Below are 17,844 nucleotides of genomic sequence, written 5' to 3' on the forward strand. Positions count from 1 at the left end.
CTTATCGAAACGGGTTGCAAAGGTAAAGGCTTTTTTCAAATTTCCAAAGCGGCGAACCACTTTTTTTTCGAATATGCTTTAAAGAACGTCTGCCGAAGCCGGATTATTGCGTACTAAACGCACATCATTCTTTTTGTCGCCATAACGCACTGACATTCCGTCATTTTGTCACGTCTAACATATCCTGTTTTTGTAAAGAACCTCGTTGTTGTCTTCCGTTTGATTTCCGGAAGCGGGTGCAAAGATAAGCGCAAACGTTTCAAACTTCCAAATCAATCCGAAACTTTTTTTTAGCTTTTTTTTCTTCATTCTCATATATAATTGATTATCAAACCACTATTAACACTAAAAAAGACGCTTCCACGCCATCCTCTACGCGGCTCGTTCTCCAACCGTTCTCCCTCCTTTTCCGCTTTCCAAATCATACCTTTTATATATATGCCATTTTATAATCCGGACAACCGGCTTGGCGCCATTTTTGGAGATAGAAAATTTCCATTAAAAAGCGGAAACAATGTCATTAAATCGGCCAAAAGAGAGGGAAGAATCCCAAAATATTCCCTACCTTTAACCGTTATCGGAGAGAATTCCGGGAGCGGCACCACATCCCCGGAAGCAAAAAAATAACTATGGAAAATCAGAACAACGAAACCCTGATACGGCCCGACCGCCTTTTCGAGGTGAGCTGGGAGGTATGCAACAAGGTGGGCGGGATACATACGGTAGTGGCCACCAAGGCACAGACGATGGTAGAAGCACTCGGGAACCGCTACATAACCATTGGTCCGGATATCCACCGCGAGAACGACAATACGGAATTCGAAGAGGATACCGGCCTGCTTGCCGAATGGAAGCAGATGGTTTACAGCGAAGGCATACGTATCAGGATAGGACGATGGAACGTCAATGGGCGCCCCATCACCATATTGGTGGATTTCAGCTCGTTCTTCAACAAAAAGGACGACATTCTGAAAGCTCTCTGGGAGAGTTACAAGGTCGATTCGATAAGCGGCCAGTGGGATTATATCGAACCCGTGCTGTTCGGCTATGCCGCAGGCAAGGTCATCGAGAGTTACTGCAACATGTTCTGTACCCCCAACGAAATGCCGGTAGCGCATTTCCATGAATGGATGACCTCCAGCGGCGGTCTCTACCTGCGGCAGCACGCTCCTTACACCGCCACGGTCTTCTCGACGCACGCCACGGTCGTAGGGAGAAGCATTGCCGGCAACGGCATCCCACTGTACAGACAACTGCCCGACCTGAATGCGGACGACCTCGCCCGTCAGTTCAACATAGTTGCCAAACACTCGCTCGAGAAAATTGCCGCTGCCAACCACGACTGCTTCTGTACGGTCAGCGACATCACGGCCCGCGAATGCCGGTACCTGCTCGGCAGGGAACCGGACGAGGTCACTCCCAACGGTTTCGAAGACGATTTCGTCTGGCAGGGCGCCATGTTCGACCGCAAGCGGGCCGAAGCGCGCAGGCTCTTGATTTCGGTAGCCGAAGCCTGCCTCGGTCATACATTCGACCGCGAACCGCTGATTGTGGGAACGAGCGGTCGTTACGAATTCCACAACAAAGGCATAGACGTATTTCTGGAATCGCTGAAACGGCTTGCGTCCGAACGGCAAGAGCGGGAAATACTCGCCTACATCATGGTTCCGGCCGGCAACAACGGCCCGCGCAAGGAGCTCGCCGCCCATCTTGCCGACCCGTCGGTACCGGTCGGAACGGCTTCCCTGCCCTATGTGACGCATCATCTGACATCCCCCGAATGGGACCCCATCGTACGCTCCGTCGAAGGCAGCAGCCTCACGGAGGCAGAGAGTCGCGTAAAACTCATCTTCGTACCGTCGTATCTCGACGGACAGGACGGTATCTTCAATGTGGATTACTACGAACTGCTGGTGGGGATGGACGCAACGGTTTTCGCATCCTACTACGAACCGTGGGGTTACACGCCGCTGGAGAGCGTCGCCTTCTCGGTACCCACCATCACGACTTCGCTGGCGGGTTTCGGACTCTGGGTGGCCGACCACCTGCCGCAGACGCAGGGGGTAACGGTCATCCGACGCACCGACGACAACGATGCCGAAGTCATCGACGAAATCGCCCGCGCCATCGAGGGATACGCCGCCATGGATGCGGAGCGATACGAGGCCGCGAGGCACTCGGCCTGCGAAACGGCACAGACGGCCCTGTGGCAAAATCTCGTAGCCTACTACTGGCAGGCATACGACAAAGCCCTCCGTGCGGCCGGAGGGCGCAGCAAGCGTACCGTTTACGACGGCGGCGCCCACACCGAACAGGTCAATTTCGTCAAGCAGCAGCTCGTAAGCAGCCGCCCGACCTGGACGCGGCTCATCGTGGAGGTCTCCCTGCCCGAAAGGCTCCGTCCGCTTGAGATACTCTCCAAAAACCTGTGGTGGTCGTGGGCCTCCGGCGCACGGGAGATGTTCGAATATATCGACGCGCCGCTATGGGAGAAGTGTAACCGCAATCCGATTGCCTTTCTCGACCAGCTCAACGTCCGGAGACTGCAGGAACTCGAACGGGACGACGCTTTTCTCGCCAGAATGGATGCAGTCTATGCCGACTTCCAGCGCTACATGTCCGGAAAAGAGCGGCGTCAGTCGCCGCGCATCGCCTACTTCAGCATGGAATACGGTCTGCACAGCTCCCTGAAAATCTATTCGGGAGGCCTCGGCATCCTGGCGGGCGACTACCTGAAGGAGGCGAGCGACAAGAACGTCCCCATGGTAGGTGTCGGTTTGCTCTACCGTTACGGTTACTTCACCCAACGGCTCTCGGCCAACGGAGCCCAGGAGGCGGGTTATGAAGCGCAGGATTTCAACAAGCTCCCCATCACACCCGTGCGCGACGACATGGGCAACTGGTGCTCTGTCCGCATCTCGTTTCCCGGCCGCTACGTCACGGCCCGCATCTGGAAATGCGACGTAGGCCGCACGGAACTCTACCTGCTCGATACCGACCACGACCTGAACCTCGTCGAAGACCGCTCCATCACCCACTACCTCTACGGCGGCGACCTCGAGAACCGCTTCCGGCAGGAAATCCTGCTCGGCGTAGGCGGCATCCGTGCACTGGACAAGCTTGGCATACAGTCCGACATCTTCCACTGCAACGAAGGACATGCGGCCTTTATCGGCATCGAACGCATCAACAGGCTGATAGAGCGCCACAAACTGTCGTTCAGCGAAGCACTGGAGGTCGTGCGCTCCTCGTCGCTCTTCACCACCCACACCCCCGTACCGGCCGGACACGACGCCTTTCCGGAATCCATGCTGCGGCAGTACATGTCACACTACCCCGACCGGCTGGGCATCACCTGGGAACAGTTCATCAACCTGGGCAAAACGAAGCCGAACGATGCGTCGGAGAAGTTCTCGATGAGCGTTCTGGCAAGCAACATGTCGCAGGAAATCAACGGAGTGAGCTGGCTGCACGGTCAGGTAAGCAAGGAGATTCTGGGCGGTATCTGGCCTGGCTATTTCCACGACGAACTCCACATAGGCTACGTTACCAACGGCGTTCATTTTCCGACCTGGACGGCCTCCAGCATGCGCAGGATGTACGCGGAATATTTCCCGGAGGGCTTCTCCGGCGAACAATACGACATCGAGGCCTGGCAGAAAGCCAGGGAGATTCCGGACGAACGGTTCTGGCAAACGCGCATGGAACAGAAAGCCAAACTGATAAAGAATATCCGCCACTATTACCTCGCACCGGAACAGAGCAACATGACCTCTCCACAGGGGATGGTGAAAATTATCGAATCGTTCGACCGGGATGCCCTGACGATAGGGTTCGCCCGCCGTTTCGCCACCTACAAGCGGGCCAACCTGCTCTTCACCGACCTTGCGCGGCTCTCCGCCATCGTAAACAACCCGGAACGCCCGGTACGGTTCGTCTTCGCCGGCAAGGCACACCCCAACGACATTCCGGGACAGGAGCTCATCAAACGCATCGTCGAGGTATCGGCCATGCCGGAGTTCACGGGAAAAATCATGTTCCTCGCCAATTACGACATGGACATCGCCCGGCGCATGGTGCAGGGGGTGGACGTATGGCTCAACACTCCCACCCGGCCGCAGGAGGCTTCCGGTACGAGCGGCATGAAGGCCGCCATGAACGGAGTGATGCAGTTCAGCGTGCTGGACGGCTGGTGGGTCGAGGGCTACCGCAAGGGGGCCGGCTGGGCACTTCCGATGAAACGGACCTACGAAGACCCGCGCTACCAAGACGAACTCGATGCGGCGCTTCTCTACCGGACCATCGAGGAGGAAATCGTTCCGCTCTATTACGACAGGGGGGAAGACGGCATTCCCCACGGCTGGGTAGCCGCCATGAAGAGCTGCGTGGCCGACATCGCAGCCAACTTCACCACCAACCGGATGCTCACCGATTACCAGGAACGCTACTACAGTAAACTGTGGGCACGTACCCTGGAGATGCGCAAGGACGACTACGACATGGCCCGCCGGATAGCCGCCTGGAAACGACGCGTCAGCGCGGCGTGGGACAAAGTCCGGATAGTCAGCGTACAACAGTTCGACGTGGGCCGCGAGGCCATCATGGTCAACACGCCCTACCGTATCGAAGCCGTCGTGGACGTAGACGGTCTCGATGCACAGGACATCGGCGTGGAGCTCATCATCGCCGACCAGATAGAACCGGATTCACAGGTGCGAATACTGGACCGGATGGACCTCAACGTCACCGAAACGAATGGAAGCCTTGTCCGGTATGCGGTCAATTCCATACCGACCTTCCCCGGCTCGTTCGACGTCGCCATCCGGGTCTATCCGAAAAACGACCTGCTGCCCCACCGCATGGATTTCGCGCTGGTGAAATGGGCGTAACACGGCCGGGAGAGAGGGAAACGGCACAGGTCCGTCGATACGATACGGAACCGTCCTTTCCGAAACGTTCAGGGGGAAACATTCCCTGCAGCAGGCCGACCCGCCGCGAACGGACAAAGAACAGAACAGTAAAATACAAAGCCTTATGTCAGTCCTCGAATTCGACAAGAATCAACTGGGAAACCTCGAATACGCCCTGCGCCGCGAGATGCTCTCGACCAACCGTGCCGGCGGCTATATGAGCACCACCATCGTGTGCTGCAACACGAGGAAATACCACGGCCTCTTCGTAGGCCCGGTGAGGGAGGGCGACGAGCACGACTACGTGATGCTCTCGTCGCTGGACGAAACCGTCGTACAGCACGACCACTCCTTCAACCTCGCCCTGCACCGTTTTCCGGAGACCTACGAGCCGAAAGGGCACAAATATCTCGTCGATTTCACCTATACGCCGCTGCCGGCGCTGACCTACCGTGTAGGGGGCGTTTTGCTGCGTAAGGAGATTCTCTGGATACATGCCCACGCACAGTTGCTCATCCGCTACACGCTGCTCGAAGCCCGCTCGCAGACCATACTGCGCCTGAGGCCGTTCCTCGCCTTCCGCGACAAACACACCCTGAGCAAGGCCAACTTTTATGCCGACGGCCGCTCCTTCCCCGTCACCGGAGGCGTCCGCAACCGGCTCTACGAAGGCTTTCCGTGGCTCTACCTGCAAACCGACGCCGGGGCGGAGTTCATCCCGGCGCCCGACTGGTACTACAATTTCGAATACACCGAAGAGCGCGAGCGCGGCTACGACTACCTCGAGGACCTGCTCACCACGGGCTATTTCGAGACGGAAATCACGAAGGGAAAGCCCGTCGTATTCTCCTGCTCGCTCGAAGAGGTCTCCTCTCCGGCGATGCTCGACGAGATGTTCGAGGCCGAAGCGGCACGGCGGTCGCGCAAGGACGATTTCCTCTCCTGCCTCCGTCACTCGGCCCGGCAATTCATCGTCCGCAATGCCGGCGGTACCGACATCGTCGCAGGCTATCCGTGGTTCGGACGCTGGGGCCGCGACACCTTCATCGCCCTGCCGGGCGTCACGCTTTCGCAGGGAGACATTCGAAGCTGCACGGAGGTGCTCGACACACTCACCGGACAGTTGCAGGAGGGGCTTTTCCCGAACATGGGCACCGCCTACAATTCGGCGGACGCTCCGCTGTGGTTCTTCTGGGTACTCCAGCAGCTCGCCGCCCGAACCTCCGCCCGGAAGGTCTGGGAGCGTTACGGCCACTACATGAAAGAGATACTCGCCGCCTACCGCAAAGGCATCGGCGAAGTCGTCCGTACCGACCGCAACGGACTCGTACGGGCTTCGCACCCGTCGTTGGCGATGACGTGGATGGACGCGGTAGTGGACGGCCGTCCGGTCACGGGCCGCGACGGCTACCAGGTGGAAATCAATGCACTCTGGTACAATGCCGTATGCTATACGCTGGAGCTGGCCGAACAGTTCGGCGACAGGCAATTCGTCGAAGCGTGGCACGATATACCCGCCCTCGTACGCGATTCGTTTCTCACGATGTTCTGGTACGACGACGGCGGATACCTGGCCGATTACGTCGCTGCCGACGGTACGCAGAACACCTTCATACGCCCCAACCAGGTCCTCGCCTGTTCGCTCGCCTACAAGATGCCCGACGAAGCGATGCAGCTCTCCGTTCTGGACACCGTCCGGCAGCATCTGCTGACTTCGCGGGGTCTGCGCACGCTCTCACCCCGGAATCCGCTCTACAAGGGGCGCTACGAAGGCGACCAGCCCACGCGCGACGCGGCCTACCATCAGGGAACGGTATGGGTATGGCCGCTCGAACACTATGTCAAGGCGAGATTCGACCTGCGCGGAGCAGCGTTCGTACGGGAAGCGGAAGAGCTGCTCGCCGCCTTCGAGGAGGATATCAGCAGCTACGGCATAGGCTCGGTACCGGAGATATACGACGGCGACCCGCCCCATGCGCAGCGCGGTGCCATCTCTCAGGCTTGGAGCGTAGGGGCGCTGCTCCGCATCCGCGACATGATTGACTACTGGAAAGAGAGGGAATAGAAGGCTTCGGAAAGTGCGGGGCACGTTCCGAAAACGCAAAGGATACACCATGCAGAAACACATACGGCAGCAAAGAGACAAAAAGAGGAGGAAAACATGAGGGTACTGATGTTCGGATGGGAGTTTCCGCCCCACATCGCGGGCGGACTGGGTACGGCTAGCTACGGACTGACGCGCGGGCTCGCCCGGAACGGCGTGGAGGTCATCTTCGTCGTTCCGAAAGCCTACGGCGACGAAGACCAGCGGTTCGTCCGCATCGTGAATGCCAGCGACGTGGAGGCGCTCTACGAAAGCGGCGAATACGCCGGAGAGTTATGGAAACGGGTTTCGTTCATCCAGATAGACTCCAACCTCGTCCCCTACTCTTCGCCGGAGGAGTTCGCCTCGCTGGGTGAGGCCTACAGGAAGGCAGGCGAACAGCGTACCTTCCCGGGAGAGGTCTGGCACGAACGCTACAACTTTTCAGGGCGGTACGGCGCCAACCTGATGGAGGAGGTGGCCCGCTACGCCACGGTGGCCGCGCAGGTGGCCCGCGACCTGGCGGGCAAATTCGATGTCATCCACGCCCACGACTGGCTCACCTACTACGCCGGCATGGCGGCCAAAGCCGTGTCGGGCAAACCGCTCGTGGTACACATGCATGCCACGGAGTTCGACCGCAGCGGCGAACACATCAACCGCGCCGTCTACGACATCGAACGGGCGGGCATGGAGGCTGCCGACCGGGTGATAGCCGTAAGCAACCTGACACGCAACATCGTCATAACGAAGTACGGCATTCCGCCCGAAAAGGTGGTTACCGTCCACAATGCCGTCCGTTTTTCGGAGAACGACGAGGGCGAGGCGGTACGCGGCCTGGACGACAAAATCGTGACCTTTCTGGGACGCATCACCTACCAGAAGGGGCCGGATTACTTCGTCGAAGCGGCGGCGAAGGTGCTCCGACGGGTCCCGAACGTCCGTTTCGTCATGGCCGGAAGCGGCGACCTGATGCACCACGTAGTCAGGCGTGTGGCGACGCTCGGTATCTCCGACCGTTTCCACTTCACCGGATTCCTGAAGGGTGCCGAGGTGAACCGCATGTTCGCCATGAGCGACGTCTATGTCATGCCGTCGGTCTCGGAACCTTTCGGCATATCCCCGCTGGAGGCGATGAAATCCAACGTACCGGTCATCATCTCCAAACAGTCGGGCGTCGCGGAAGTGCTCGACTACGCGCTGAAGGTGGATTATTGGGACGTGGATGCCATGGCCGACGCCATCTACGCCCTTGTCACCTACCCCGCCCTGGCGCGCATGTTCTCCCGCAAGGGACACGAGGAGGTCACGGGCATCAAGTGGAGCAACGCTGCGGCAAAGGTAAAGGCGGTCTATGAACAGCTCGCCGGAACCGGCAGCCGATAGAGCGGACCGGCACCCGACGGTACCGCCTGCCTGACCCGCCACAACCGGCGGAAAGGATACGAACCGAAACGATAAAAGTTGCCATATATGAAAACCATCTCATTATTTTTCCAGGTGCATCAACCCATGCGGCTGAAGACCTATCGGTTCTTCAACATGGGCATCGACCACAACTACCTCGACGACGCCCGCAACCGCACCCTCATGCAGCGCGCGGCGGCGGAGTGTTACCTGCCCATGAACGACCTGCTGCTGGAGCTGATAAAATCCACCGGAGGAAGACTCCGCGTCAGTTTCTACATCTCGGGGACAGCCCTGGAGCAGATGCGCTCCTACGCTCCCGACGTACTGCGCGGCTTCAGAAAACTGGCCGCCACCGGGTGCGCAGAGTTCGTCGGCGGCACCTACTCCTACTCGCTCGCCGCTCTGGCGGGCCGGGAGGAGTTCACCGCCGAAGTGCAGCGCCATGCGGAGATGATACGGGAGGAGTTCGGCCAGACGCCGGACGCCTTCTTCAACACCGCGATGCTCTACTCCGATTCGATAGGCGAGACGGTCGCTTCGCTCGGCTACAAGACCATGCTGGCCGAAGGCGCCAAGCACCTGCTCGGTTGGAAAAGTCCCAACTACGTCTATGCGGGTGCCACGAACCAGAAACTGCGTCTGTTGCTGCGCAACTACCGCCTGAGCGACGATTTGGCGTTCCGCTTCTCCGACCGCAGGTGGTCGGAATGGCCGCTGACGGCCGACAAGTTCCTCGAATGGATAGCGGGTGACCGGGGCGAGGTGGTCAATCTCTGTACGGATTACGAAGCATTCGGCTCGTGGCAGCGGGCCGACACGGGAATATTCGATTTCCTCCGCGCCTTCGCCGAAGGGGCAGCCGCCTCGGACCGTTTCGAATTCGCTACCGTATCGGAGAGCGCCGCACGTCACCAGCCCGTCGGGGTACTCTACGCGAACCACGAAGTGACGTGGGCCGACGAAGAACGCGACCTATCTGCCTGGCTTGGCAACGAACTCCAGCAGGAAGCCTTCGGCAAACTCTATGCCCAGGCCGGAAACGTCCGGCAGCTCGGCGACCCCGATTTCAACCACGTCTGGAATTTCTTGCAGACGGCCGACAACTTTTATTGGATGGCCACCAAATGGTTCACGGACGACGGCCAGCAGACCGGCGAAAACCCTTATCCGTCGAGCTACGAGGCATTCATCAACTACATGAACGTCCTGAGCGACTTCATCAACGAACTAGCGCGGCGGCGGAAAGGCACGGAATTTGACACGAAACAGGAAACGGGTGTACCCGAAACGTGCGGTGCGTCCGCCGATTAATACAAACCAAAAATACATGATTATGAAAACCAGACTCATTGTCATCGCCGCCCTGTGCGGCGCGCTGCTGTGCTCCTGCGGAAACAGGAACAAAAAGGCGCAGAAGGAGAGCGTCTATAAGGAGACGATAGAGCTCACCACCGTCGAGGGCGACCACAACCTCGAAGCCACGCGGATAAAAATTGCGGATTCGCTGGTAAAAGACCCGAAAGCCGGTGCGGTCATCAATGAACGCTACACGGGCATGTTGCCGGCCGCCGACGGTCCCGGCATCGACTACGACCTTACCATCGTCCGGCAGGAGGGTGTCACGCGGGGTGTCTATGCGCTCGTAACGACCTATATCGAAGGAGAAAACGGCCGGGATGCGATATTTACCGAAACGGGGCGTTTCGTCACTCTCCAGGGCGAGGGTCCGAATAAAGGGACGGAATACCTGGAGCTCACCCCCTCCGACGACAGTACCGTCCACTATTTCCTGAAGGAGAAAGACGGCAGCCTGACGATGGTCGGCAAAGACCTCAAACGAGCCGATTCCAAACTCAACTATACCCTCAAACGCACGAAGCTCTGAAACGTTTCCGTGCAACCGGGTTCCTTGCCCCGATACCGTCCGCCCACAGGACGGGCCGGGGCTTTTTTTGCGCCGCGAACGGAACCGGTACCCGGCGGCAGCCTCTCCCCCCGAAGCATCAGACAGCGGAGGGGTCGGCTTTGCAAAGCCGACCCCTCCGAAAACCGCTCTTGCGCCTCGACAAAGCGAGCCGAGGCGATATCAATAGCTCCTTGCGAAAAGCACCCTCCGCTGCGAAGGTTTGCCCGTCAGCATATCCACGCCTCCCTCTTCCATCGAATCGAACGGGATGCAGCGTATCGTCGCTTTCGTGAGCTCCTTAATGCGGATTTCCGTTTCGGTCGTACCGTCCCACGGCGCGAGCACGAATCCGCCCTTCTCGTCCAGCACGCGGGTAAACTCCTCGAAGGTATCCACCTTGGTAATCATGGAATCACGGAATTTAAGCGCCTTCTGGTAGATATTGTCCTGTATCTCGGCCAACAGCCTGTTCACGTAATCCTCGATACCCGCTATCGGTACCGTCTCCTTTTCGAGCGTATCGCGGCGCATCACCTCCGCCGTTCCGGCGGCCAGGTCGCGCGGCCCTATCACGATGCGCACCGGGAATCCCTTCAGTTCGTACTCGGCGAACTTGAATCCGGAACGGACGTTGTCGCGGTCGTCTATCTTGACGGTAATGCCTTTGGCCTTCAGCTTCGCGGCGACGGTCTCCATCTCGCCCACCATGCGGCGAAGCTCCTCCTCGCCTTTATAAATAGGTATCATCACCACCTGCGTGGGTGCGAGCCGGGGCGGCAGCACCAACCCGTTGTCGTCCGAATGCGCCATGATGAGCGCCCCCATCAGCCTCGTCGAAACTCCCCACGAAGTCGCCCATACGTAATCGAGCTTGCCGTCCCGACCGGCGAACTGCACGTCGAACGCCTTGGCGAAGTTCTGCCCCAGGAAGTGCGACGTACCGCTCTGAAGCGCCTTACCGTCCTGCATGAGCGCCTCGATGGTGAAAGTCTCCTCCGCACCGGCAAAACGTTCGTTGGCCGTCTTGCGCCCCATGATAACCGGCAGCGCCATCCAGTTCTGCGCGAAACGGGCATAGACGTTTATCATTTTGTCTGCCTCTTCCAGCGCCTGTTCCTTGGTTTCATGCGCCGTATGCCCCTCCTGCCAGAGGAATTCGGCTGTACGGAGAAAGAGCCGGGTACGCATCTCCCAACGCACTACATTGGCCCACTGGTTGATAAGGATAGGCAGGTCACGGTAAGACTGTATCCAGTTCTTGTACGTATTCCAGATGATGGTTTCGGAGGTCGGACGCACGATAAGCTCCTCTTCGAGTTTCGCATCCGGGTCCACGACGACACCCTCCCCGTCGGGATTGTTCATCAGGCGGTAGTGCGTCACCACGGCGCACTCCTTGGCGAAACCCTCCACATGGTCGGCCTCACGGCTGAAAAACGACTTGGGTATGAAAAGCGGGAAATAGGCATTGACATGGCCCGTCTCCTTGAACATGTCGTCCAAAGCCCTGTGCATCTTCTCCCAGATGGCATATCCGTATGGCTTTATCACCATGCATCCGCGAACAGCCGAACTTTCGGCAAGACCCGCCTTCACCACGAGGTCGTTGTACCATTGCGAATAATTCTCGGCACGGCTGGTCAACTCCTTTAACTCTTTTGCCATAATCGTATGTTGTAAGAAATATTTATCTTTGTAAGTGACAAAGGTACTCAGAATCCGTTTAAATCCGTTTAAACAACATAAATTTTAGCCCGTACGGGACAAAAACCGGTCCGGGCCGCACTTCACCCCCCATTTTTTCCGGCTCGTCCACCGGAGCTCCGCCCGGCGGAATATTTTTCGTAGCTTTGGATAAGCGACACCGGCGGAGGTGGCACAAATTATGATGCAACAAAAAAGGGAACCGCAGCGTCTTATATATATACATTCCGCGGTGCGGGTTACAAAACAGAAAACGGATTCCTGCGTTATCATAACGAAAGAGGGAACCATAACATAACGCTTACAGCTATGAGAAAGATGATTAAATATTTGGGAGCGGCGCTGGCCGGACTCGCCGCCGTGCTGACCGCCGGATGTACCGCTTCCCGCTATGCCGCATCCGCCTCCCCGTATTACGACAACATGTACGGGACGCATGACAGGCAGGCCATAGCGCAGGCCGAACGCAGGCAGGCGGAAATAGAACGGGCCGAAGCGGAAGCCCGCCGTGCGGGCATCGAAGCCATGCTGGCACAGGCCGACGCCGAGGACGGCATCATATTGGAGGGAATAGACGACGGTTATTCGGACAGCTACATAGACGGTTACCGCGACGGATACGAAAGTGCCTACTTGCGGCGGCTGAGCATGTTCGAAGACCCGTACTATGTCCGTCCGTCCAGTTATTACGACTATTACTACGACACGGCTTTCTTCGTGGACGGCGTCTACGGCCCGGGGTTCTACGACATCTCCATCGTGGGAGGGAATGTCATCGTCAATCCCGTCTATCTCACGCCGTGGAGTTACTGGAGCAGCCCCTACTATTGGAATCCCGGTTTCTATTTCGGAAGTTACTACTCGCCCTATTGGGGATGGAGCTGGGGCTTCAACTGGGGATGGAGTTGGGGATGGGGCCCGAACTGGGGATGGTATCCGGGTTGGTGGCATCCGGGATGGTGGCATCCGGGATGGCATGACCATTGGCATCACGGGAATCCCAACTACTCTTACAGACCCAATTCGAATCCCGGCAGCCGGTACGGTTACAGCCCGAACGCATCGCGGTACTCATCATCCGCATCCCGCGGCTCGTCATCGAGCAGCAGCGTACGTTCCGGTTCGTCCGCATCGAGGGGCAGTGCCTCCTCCGGTTCCGTAAGGGGCTCGTCGAGCTCTTCCTCGCGCGGCAGCTCCGCCACCTCCGTGCGCGGGTCGTCCAGCAGTTCGTCCAGAGGCAGCGCAACAGGTACGAGCGTAAGGGGCTCGTCGAGCTCCTCCTCGCGCGGCAGCTCCGCCACCTCCGTGCGCGGGTCGTCCAGCAGTTCGTCCAGAGGCAGCGCAACAGGTACGAGCGTAAGGGGCTCGTCGAGCTCCTCCTCGCGCGGCAGCTCCGCCACTTCCGTGCGCGGGTCGTCCGGCAGTTCGTCCAGAGGCAACCTCAATACGAGCACAAGACGTTCGACGGGTAACAGCTACCGAACCCCCGGCATATCTTCCGGAAACCGCAGTACCGGTATATCGAGCGGCTCTTCCCGCAGCAGTTACAGCACTTCCGGCCGCTCGTCCTATTCATCCGGAAGCTCCTTCTCGAGAGGCAGTTTCAGCACAGGCAGCAGTTCGACGGGACGGTCGTCCGGCAGTTTCAGTTCCGGAAGGTCCTCTTCGAGCAGTTCTTCCAGAAGCAGTTTCAGTCCGAGTTCGGCAGGACGCTCCTCCGGTAGTTTCAGTTCAGGCTCTGCAGGGCGTGCATCGAGTTCATCCTCCTCACGTTCATCGTCAGGAAGGAGATAACGGATAAGCGAAAGATTAACAGACATCCGGCGGAAGGGAGACCCTTCCGCCGGACAAAACCATAACATAAGGAATTATGAAGAGTTTCAGACGCATGGTGCCGGCACTGGCCGCACTCCTCACAGCGGTTTCCGCCGGTGCGCAGAATGCCCAGCTGGACGGGTTGCTTGTCACGGCCAGCCAGTTCACCCCGGTGGACATGATGAAATATTCGCAAAACAACTATTCGTTCACCACCGGCCGCGTCGCCGCCATGGGCGGAGCTTTTACGGCACTCGGGGGCGACATGGCCTCGATGGGCATCAACCCGGCCGGTCTGGGCATGTACCGCAATTCGGTATGGGGACTCTCTCCCGCCATGACCTTCACGGGCAACCGGAACGCATACGCGACGGCGCACGACAACAACGCCTCGCGTTTCAGCTTCAACAACATCGGAACGGTACTGCAACTGAGTCAGCGGAGCAACGGCCTCGTCAGCTTCAATCTCGGTCTGTCATACAACAAGATGGAAGATTTCAACTACCGCGGCAGCGTCCGGCTGCCGGCAGCGGCGGGAGGCTCTCTGCTGAACATCTTCCAGCTCCAGCTCAACGGTCTCTACGACTTCTTCAACACGGGTACGTGGAACGGTCTTTCGGAGAAAGACCTCAACAGCGACCCATTCAACAACGGCAACATCTACATCGACGAATGGGGAGCTGTACTGGGCTATCAGTCGGGCCTATTCCCCGGTTTGGGCGGCGACAACATGTACGGTCTGAACGGCCTGCCCGAAAACAGCAACATCACTCCCTCGCTGCGCTATGACAGCCGGGGTTCGGTGGGCGAGTACAACATAGCCGGCGGCTTCAACATCAACAACATCCTCTATCTCGGATTCGATTTCGGCTTTCGGGACATCTACCAGCGGCTGTCGCTCTACTACTCCGAAGACTACGAAGGCAACTACTCGGGCACGGCACAGCAGTACCTCAGGCAGATGAACTACAACCAGTATCTGCTGGCCCAGGGTTCGGCCTTCAATTTCAAGATAGGCGCCATCGTCCGCCCCATTCCTCAACTGCGCATAGGCATCGCCTACCACAGTCCCTCCTACTCCTCGGTACGCAAAGAGTATTACGGGAGCATGGGAACTTCGCGCTACGGCGACCCCAACAGCAAACACTATACGTCGTCCACCGTCGGTTACGACTACGCATTCAATACCCCCTCGCGGCTTCTCACGGGTATCGCTTTCACGCTCGGCGACTACTTCGCCCTGTCGTTCGACTACGAACGGGTATGGTACAACAAGATGCGCTACATGAGCGAGACCTACGACGTCCAGGAGAGTTTCCGCACTGCCATAGGCAACGACTACCGGGCCGCCGACAATTTCCGTGTGGGTGTTGAGGTAAAACCCATTCCCGGTTTCGCCCTGCGGGCCGGCTACGCCTATTACGGTTCCCCGATAAAGGAGAAGGACGAGGCAGGGAATGACCTGATATTCAAAAACATCTTCACTACATCATCCAACCACATATCGGCCGGCGTCGGCATTTGGCTGGGCCGGGCCACCACGTTGGACATCGCCTACGTGTACAGCAGATACAAAGTGGCACCTTACGGGCTCTACTACTACAACGGCCCCGCACGCCTGCCGCAAGGCATGGTGGGCGAGGTGACCTATAAGCCGATAGGCGACATCACCGACGGCATTCTGAACAGACATACCGTCACCATGTCGTTCAACTTCTTCTTTTAGAAGCCATACGCAACAGAAAACCCGACGTCCGGGGCCGACGGACGCACGACAACCCGAACATGAAAAGAACCCTCGCCGCAATCGCGGCCCTCTTGCTGGCCTGTCCGGGCGCAAAGACACAGGAACCGGAGCTCATACTCGAAGAGCTTCCGGAAGCGGAGCCTCCTGCCGCCGTCTCCGTTCCCCTGCCTGCCGACTCCGCAGAACCGGCCACTCTCCCTCCCCCGCCTCCGGAGAACGGAGGCAGCCGATGGCAGTTCGGAATCACCGCAGGCTATTTCCATTCGGCCGCCGACTGGCTGGTCATTACGGACGGCATCGAACACAACGGCAGGGACTACATCCGGAGTCACCCCGGCGCAACGGCCGGATTCGTAGCATCGTATCCTTTCGGGGAGGTGTGGTCTTTCGATACGGGAGTCAACTTCTCGTGGTGGGGTTTCGGATACAGAGACAGTGGAATAAGGATGAAAACGGAGCGCTACATGGTGGAGATTCCGGTTCTCATCACCTTTTTCGAAAGCGACGCCTACATTCCCGTCTTCCTGCAGGCCGGGGTACTGACAGGCATTCTGGCAGGCGGCAGGATAAATGTAACGGCGGATGCCGATTACGGGGAATGGACGCCGCGCCGAGCCGGCGATTCGTTCAACCGGGTTTCGTTCGGGCTCATACTCGGCATCGGATACGGTCACTTCACATTCCAGTTCATCCAGAATTTTACGGATACATGGAACCGGGGCATGCTCCATACATGGGAAAACTTCACGGGCGATACGGTTACCAGACAGACTTCCCGCGCTTACAGCCTCACCTACACCTACTGGTTCTGACGGTCTGAATGTCCGCCTCCGGAACGGAATCGGCTGCAGTGCCGCCTCTGCAAAACCGCTTCCCGACGGCCCGCCCGGTATTTATCGCCGATGGGCAGCCATGAAATCCAATGTCCGCCGTGCGGTGAGTTCCCGCAGGGCGTCGCGCCCCACCCACCGCGCCGCCGCATCGTCTGCCGCGGCAAGCCGTCCGGCCACCTCCACCGCTGCGAGGCGGAGCCTTTCGTTGCGTTTCCCTATCTGTCTCAGGGCCCAATTCACCGCCTTTTTCACGAAGTTGCGCCCGTCCCATGCGTAGGCCTCCACCACCTTCAGCCACTCCAGAAAACGTTCGTCCGAAGCCTCCTTGTCATGGACGGCAAATACCGCCATCAATACGAACCCCGTTCTGCGCACGAACTCCCTCCCGTCGGCCACATATTCGGTCACCTTGCCCTGCACATAAGGCAGGTGCCGGAACAGATTGGAGCAACACTGGTCGCACAGGTCCCACGAGTCGAACTCCGCACTCCAGGCATCCATATCCTCCGGCCCGAAACGCGCCGGGTCGGCAATCAGGCCGGCCAATATCCGGGCTTCGTGCACTCCCGACTCCCAAAGCGCCATGGCCGTCTCGTGCCTGCGCCGATAGGGTTTCGCCGCGGCACGCAGAAGCGGCAGCGGCACCCCGACGGCCCGGTCGGTACGGATACCGAAACGCGCCATCCCCTCGATATTCTTCTCGTTTCGGTTCTCTTCGAGCCACGCAAGAAGTTCTTCCGCCGCCGTCATCGTTCGTATCCCTCCTCGACGAGTTCCCGGATGCGCAGACAGCTTTCGCGTCCCGGCACGAAAGTATGGACAGCAAATCCGAGCCGGGCGGCTACCGAAGTATTGGACGGCTTGTCATCCACGAAAAGCGTCCGTTCGGGCCGGAGACCGTACCGCTCGGTAAGCAGGCCGAACATGCGCGGGTCGGGCTTGGCCAGCCCCTCCCGGCTCGAAACAATCTGTCCGTCGAAGTAGCGGAAGACCTCGAATCGGCTGACATGGTCGTAGAACTCGGCCGGCATATTGGAGAGCACATAGAGTCCGTATCCCTTTGCCGACAGCTCCTTTATCAGCTCTGCCGTGTCGCCGAATTCGTTGAACAGGTACATGAGCCTGTCCAGTTTGGCGGCAGCCTGCTCCGGGCCGAGTCCGCACTCGGCAGAGACCGCCTCCACGACTTCGCTCCGGGATGCGGTACCGAGGTCGTAGCGCTTCCACCACTCGGGAAAAGGCCGGTCGCCCTGCAGAAACGAAAATTCGGCTATTTCGGCGCCGTAACGGTCGTAGTCGCGTCCTATCACGACTCCGCCGAGGTCGAAAACCACGTTCTCTATCTTTTCCATACGTCACGTTTCGAGACACAAAGATAACGAATGTGCTTTTGGAAAGAACGGACGGAAGAAGTATATTTGTAGGACAACATCGAC

General features: G+C 58.5%; 12 protein-coding genes. 7 read left to right on the forward strand and 5 right to left on the reverse strand.

Features of this window, described 5'->3' with window-relative positions; genetic code table 11:
• Positions 1-629: 629 nt before the first annotated feature.
• The 5 genes from glgP (at position 630) to BQ5361_RS06495 (ending at position 10,288) form a co-directional block, all read left to right on the forward strand.
• Positions 630-4,889 (forward strand): alpha-glucan family phosphorylase, encoded by a 4,260-nt coding sequence (glgP, locus tag BQ5361_RS06475; protein ID WP_035472303.1) that lies wholly within the window; start codon positions 630-632, stop codon positions 4,887-4,889.
• Positions 4,890-5,034: 145 nt separating this feature from the next.
• Positions 5,035-6,975 carry an amylo-alpha-1,6-glucosidase gene (locus BQ5361_RS06480; protein WP_052130993.1) on the forward strand — a complete coding sequence of 647 codons (1,941 nt, stop codon included), beginning with the start codon at positions 5,035-5,037 and terminating at the stop codon, positions 6,973-6,975.
• 96 nt (positions 6,976-7,071) lie between these two features.
• Entirely contained in the window at positions 7,072-8,379 is a 1,308-nt protein-coding gene (locus tag BQ5361_RS06485) for a glycosyltransferase family 4 protein (RefSeq protein WP_257526243.1), read from the forward strand.
• An 87-nt stretch (positions 8,380-8,466) separates the two neighbouring features.
• Complete coding sequence (locus BQ5361_RS06490; protein WP_022063257.1) at positions 8,467-9,714, forward strand: glycoside hydrolase family 57 protein; 1,248 nt, start codon at positions 8,467-8,469, stop codon at positions 9,712-9,714.
• Between the two features lie 22 nt (positions 9,715-9,736).
• On the forward strand, positions 9,737-10,288 hold the full coding sequence (locus BQ5361_RS06495; protein WP_035472418.1) for a copper resistance protein NlpE N-terminal domain-containing protein: 552 nt from the start codon (positions 9,737-9,739) through the stop codon (positions 10,286-10,288).
• Between the two features lie 201 nt (positions 10,289-10,489).
• On the opposite strand, the gene proS is transcribed toward BQ5361_RS06495, so the two are convergent.
• The 3 genes from proS to BQ5361_RS06515 all read right to left on the reverse strand — a co-directional run bounded on the left by proS (position 10,490) and on the right by BQ5361_RS06515 (position 13,833).
• Positions 10,490-11,974: a proline--tRNA ligase gene (gene proS / locus BQ5361_RS06500; RefSeq protein WP_022063259.1), complete on the reverse strand. Its 1,485-nt coding sequence runs from the start codon at positions 11,972-11,974 to the stop codon at positions 10,490-10,492.
• Positions 11,975-13,059: 1,085 nt separating this feature from the next.
• The gene (locus BQ5361_RS06510) at positions 13,060-13,467 is read right to left on the reverse strand and encodes a hypothetical protein (protein WP_143047531.1); all 408 of its coding nucleotides are present in this window, start codon (positions 13,465-13,467) and stop codon (positions 13,060-13,062) included.
• Positions 13,468-13,581: 114 nt separating this feature from the next.
• Entirely contained in the window at positions 13,582-13,833 is a 252-nt protein-coding gene (locus BQ5361_RS06515) for a hypothetical protein (RefSeq protein ID WP_035472295.1), read from the reverse strand.
• 50 nt (positions 13,834-13,883) lie between these two features.
• Between BQ5361_RS06515 and BQ5361_RS06520 the strand changes: the two genes are divergently transcribed.
• Positions 13,884-15,554, forward strand: a complete 1,671-nt coding sequence (locus BQ5361_RS06520) for an OmpP1/FadL family transporter (RefSeq protein WP_071424984.1) — start codon at positions 13,884-13,886, stop codon at positions 15,552-15,554.
• A gap of 59 nt (positions 15,555-15,613) precedes the next feature.
• On the forward strand, positions 15,614-16,387 hold the full coding sequence (locus BQ5361_RS06525) for a porin family protein (protein WP_022063264.1): 774 nt from the start codon (positions 15,614-15,616) through the stop codon (positions 16,385-16,387).
• A gap of 81 nt (positions 16,388-16,468) precedes the next feature.
• Here BQ5361_RS06525 and BQ5361_RS06530 read toward each other — a convergent pair whose 3' ends face one another.
• Positions 16,469-17,158: a DNA alkylation repair protein gene (locus BQ5361_RS06530; RefSeq protein ID WP_035472287.1), complete on the reverse strand. Its 690-nt coding sequence runs from the start codon at positions 17,156-17,158 to the stop codon at positions 16,469-16,471.
• Complete coding sequence (locus tag BQ5361_RS06535) at positions 17,155-17,760, reverse strand: HAD family hydrolase (protein WP_052130991.1); 606 nt, start codon at positions 17,758-17,760, stop codon at positions 17,155-17,157. The genes BQ5361_RS06530 and BQ5361_RS06535 overlap by 4 nt, the downstream gene beginning before the upstream one ends.
• Between the last annotated feature and the right edge of the window lie 84 nt (positions 17,761-17,844).

The organism is Tidjanibacter massiliensis, assembly GCF_900104605.1.
In the GTDB taxonomy this organism is placed as follows: domain Bacteria; phylum Bacteroidota; class Bacteroidia; order Bacteroidales; family Rikenellaceae; genus Tidjanibacter; species Tidjanibacter inops.